Annotated in this window: 3 protein-coding genes; all 3 read left to right on the top strand. The window is 42.1% G+C overall.

Annotation, left to right across the window (positions count from 1 at the left end):
- The coding region (locus DW917_RS17905) for an AAA family ATPase (protein WP_233524802.1) at positions 1 to 1,003 on the top strand (1,003 nt) is incomplete at its 5' end.
- Positions 1,004 to 1,090: 87 nt separating this feature from the next.
- A complete protein-coding gene (locus DW917_RS16255) occupies positions 1,091 to 2,878 on the top strand; it encodes an ATP-binding protein (protein ID WP_118120415.1) in 1,788 nt (595 codons plus the stop codon).
- 333 nt (positions 2,879 to 3,211) lie between these two features.
- Positions 3,212 to 3,946 (top strand): XRE family transcriptional regulator, encoded by a 735-nt coding sequence (locus DW917_RS16250; protein ID WP_118120413.1) that lies wholly within the window; start codon positions 3,212 to 3,214, stop codon positions 3,944 to 3,946.
- The last annotated feature ends 11 nt before the right edge of the window (positions 3,947 to 3,957 follow it).

Below are 3,957 nucleotides of genomic sequence, written 5' to 3'. Positions count from 1 at the left end.
TCGCTTTGTTTTCCTGACTGGCATCACTAAATTTTCGCAGATGAGCATCTTCAGTGAACTCAATAATATCACCAATATCAGCATGGATCATGAGTACGCTGGAATCTGCGGTATTACCAAGGAGGAATTGGAGACTCAAATGTCAGCAGATGTTGATGCTTTGGCAGTTAAGATGAATCTAACCCGAACTCAGACTCTTGATGCATTGCGAGAGTTTTATGACGGTTATCATTTTGCAGCTCAGTCACCAGATATTTTCAACCCCTATAGTCTGCTGAATGCTATGGCTAAAAGTAAGTTGGATTATTATTGGTTTACTTCAGGCACACCTACCTATCTGATAGAAATGCTTAAGAAATTCCAGGTAATGCCTTCGGAAATTGGAAGTTGCGAGGCAGACAAATCAGACTTTGACGCACCGACCGAAATGATGGTATCCATCATGCCTCTTTTATATCAGAGTGGATATATCACCATCAAAGGCTATGATCCAGAGACAGAACTCTTTACGCTTGACATTCCCAACAAGGAAATTCGTGTTGGATTATATCGCAGTCTCTTACCTAATTATATAGGTATGACAACGCCTAAGGGAGCAACCACTATCGCAAAGATGTCGGCTCTTATTCGCCGTAATGATATGAATGGGGCTTTGCAGATGCTTCAAGCTTTTCTTGCCACGGTTCCGTATTGCAACAATGCGGATTCAGAGGGGCATTATCAGCAGATGATGTATGTGATATTCTCTATTCTTGATAATTACGTGGACGTAGAAGTTCGCACTCCGTCAGGAAGAGTGGATATGGTACTGAGAACTGCTACGCATCTCTATCTCTTTGAGTTGAAACTCAATAAGGATGCAGCTGCAGCGATGAAGCAGATTGACCTCAAGGAATATCCTAAACGTTTTGCTCTAAGTGGCTTGCCAATCGTAAAGGTAGGCGTCAACTTTGATGTCGCTTCGCATAATATTACGGATTGGAAGATAGAAGATTATACATAATGGTGAAATTGGAGTACCCAAACATGCTTATTCCAAATATTTATACTAACTTTGCGACAAAATAAAAACATATAAGGAGAATCGCTCATGGATAGTAATATCACAAAGAAGAAAAATGCCAAGCGCGAATACATTTATCGCAAGCGCATCCCTTACGGAATCATGAACTTCGTTACCGTGAGAAGAGACGACTGCTATTATGTAGATAAGACAGATTTTATAGAAGAAATAGAAAGATCCAACATGTATTTCTTCTATATCCGCCCTCGTCGTTTCGGCAAGAGCCTTACCCTCTCCATGCTCAAACAGTATTACGACATCAATATGGCTGATAGGTTTGAGGAACTGTTTGGAGGATTGTATATCGGCGAGAATCCTACACCTGAGCATAATACCTATCTGATTATCTCGCTCAACTTTGCCGTGGTGGATGCCAATCTTGAGAATTACAAGAAGGGACTTGATGCACATTGCAACACAGAGTTTAACTACTTCTGCGATGTGTATGCACAATATCTGCCTGCCAACATCAAAGAAGAGATGAACAGGAAGGATGGTGCAGTAGAACAGTTGGACTATCTTTGCAAGGAATGTAAGAAGACAGGACAGAAAGTGTATCTCTTTATTGATGAGTACGACCATTTCACGAATACTATCCTGGCAGAACCAGACTGTCTCAACAATTATCAGGCAGAAACTCATGGCATGGGTTATCTCCGTAAGTTCTTCGACACCATCAAGTCGGCTACCGATTCCACCTTAGAGCGAGTTTTCGTAACGGGCGTCAGTCCTGTTACCATGGACGATCTGACCAGCGGTTTCAACATCGGCACCAACTATTCCCTTTCATACGAGTTCAACGAGATGACGGGCTTTACGGAGGAAGAGGTGCGCGAAATGCTCACTTACTATACCGAAACCCTCCATCTCCACAACTACACCGTGGATGAATTGATAGACCTGATGAAACCATGGTACGATAACTATTGTTTTGCAAAGGATTCATACGGCGAAACCACCATGTACAATTCCAACATGGTGCTCTATTTCATCGATAATTATATCAGAAACCGAGGAAGACTTCCTAAGAATATGATAGAGGAAAACATCCGACTGGATTACAACAAGCTCCGTATGCTCATCCGCAAGGACAAGGAGTTTGCCCACGATGCCTCTATCATCCAGCAACTGGTAGAAAACGGCTTTGTGGCTGGCGAGCTCAAGACCGGCTTTCCTGCCGAGCAGATAGGCGACCCGGATAATTTCGTGAGCCTGCTCTACTACTTCGGCATGGTTACCATCGCAGGAAATTATCAGGGAAAGACCAAGTTCGTGATACCAAACGAGGTGGTGCGAGAGCAGCTGTTCAGATACCTCCTCGACACATACAAGGAGAACGACTTGAAATACGATTCCTACGAAAAAGGAAACTTAGAAAGCGCCTTGGCATATTGTGGAGAATGGAAGCCTTATTTTGAATATATTGCCGACAGTCTGCATAAATATTCATCCCAGAGAGATCATCAGAAGGGAGAATATTTCGTGCACGGATTCACGCTTGCCATGACTTGCGACAACAAGTTCTACCGTCCGATATCCGAAAAGGACACCCAGGAAGGCTATGCCGATATCTTCCTCTGTCCGCTTGTTGACAACTTCAGCGATATGCTGCATTCCTACATTGTAGAGTTCAAATATGCCAAGTCTAAGGATACCGCTGCGCATATAGAACAACTCAAGCAGGATGCCATCAGACAAGTGAATAGATATGCAGAAAGCGAAGTAGTAACTTCTGCAATCAAGACCACGCAGCTACACAAGATTATCATAGTGTATAAAAGCACGGAAATGGTGGTTTGCGAGGAAGTGAAATAATCACAAGGCGTACGCTCCTCTGAATGGAAACGTACGCCTTATTTTTTTATTCCCCACCCCCTTTCTCAAAATATTGATCTAATTCCTTCTTCACATCGAAGCAAGGACAGGCTTAGGAAAACTCGTTATGATCTTGGATGGTGAATACGGGGAATAATTTTGACCAGAAAAGACTTTGACCAAATGACCGATCGTAGTATGCATCGTCAAGAAACGTTTTGGGGATTTATAGCAACTGAACCTAATATCTATATTTTTAGTTAAATAACGTTATCAAAAAGTTACACTTCGAGAAATAATTTGTATATTTGTCATCAAAAAAAAAGAATCATAATGACAAAAGACCAATTTCCTATTCGATTACATGAAGCAAGAATGATGATGGGGCTAAGCATGGATAAGCTGGTAGAGCGAACAGGCGGAGCCATCACCAAGCAGAGTATATCTCGGTATGAAAAAGGCATCATGCGCCCAAAGAGACCAGCATTGTTGGCCTTGGCTAATGCCCTGCGCATCAGTGAAAAATATTTTTGGGGAACCAATATTGACATAGATATGCCTACGCTACGAACAAATGCCAATGGTAAAATTTCAGAAAAAGAACTGTTGGAATTGGAAGCCAAACTTTCTTTTTGGGCAGAGCAATATTTAGAGAAGGAGCATAAGGCTGGTTTCAGTTCCACCTTTAAGAATCCCGTTTTAGGGACGAAAATCTCAACTTTGGAGGATGCCATACAGGCAGCAGACCTTTTAAGAGAGAAATGGCGTTGTGGTGACGGTCCTATAGCCAGTGTTCTTCGTTTATTAGAAAGAAAAGAAATCAAAGTGATGTCAGCAGAATTGCCAGAATCCGTTTATGGATTAAGCACCTGGGCAAATCACAGATACCCTCTGATCGTACTTGATATGAGACCAAGCAAGACTACAGTAGAAAAGCTTCGCTATACAGCCATGCATGAGTTGGCTCATTTGCTCTTTTCATTTCCCGACAATCCTTCATTATCTTTGGAGAAGCGTTGTGATTTGTTTGCAGGTTACTTTACTAAAGTTTCCCACCCTTGTTTATAGGGCATTTTTGA

Source organism: Prevotella sp. AM42-24 (assembly GCF_003461825.1).
GTDB classification, from domain to species: Bacteria; Bacteroidota; Bacteroidia; order Bacteroidales; family Bacteroidaceae; genus Prevotella; species Prevotella hominis.
This window is presented reverse-complemented; position numbering and strand designations above follow the sequence as displayed.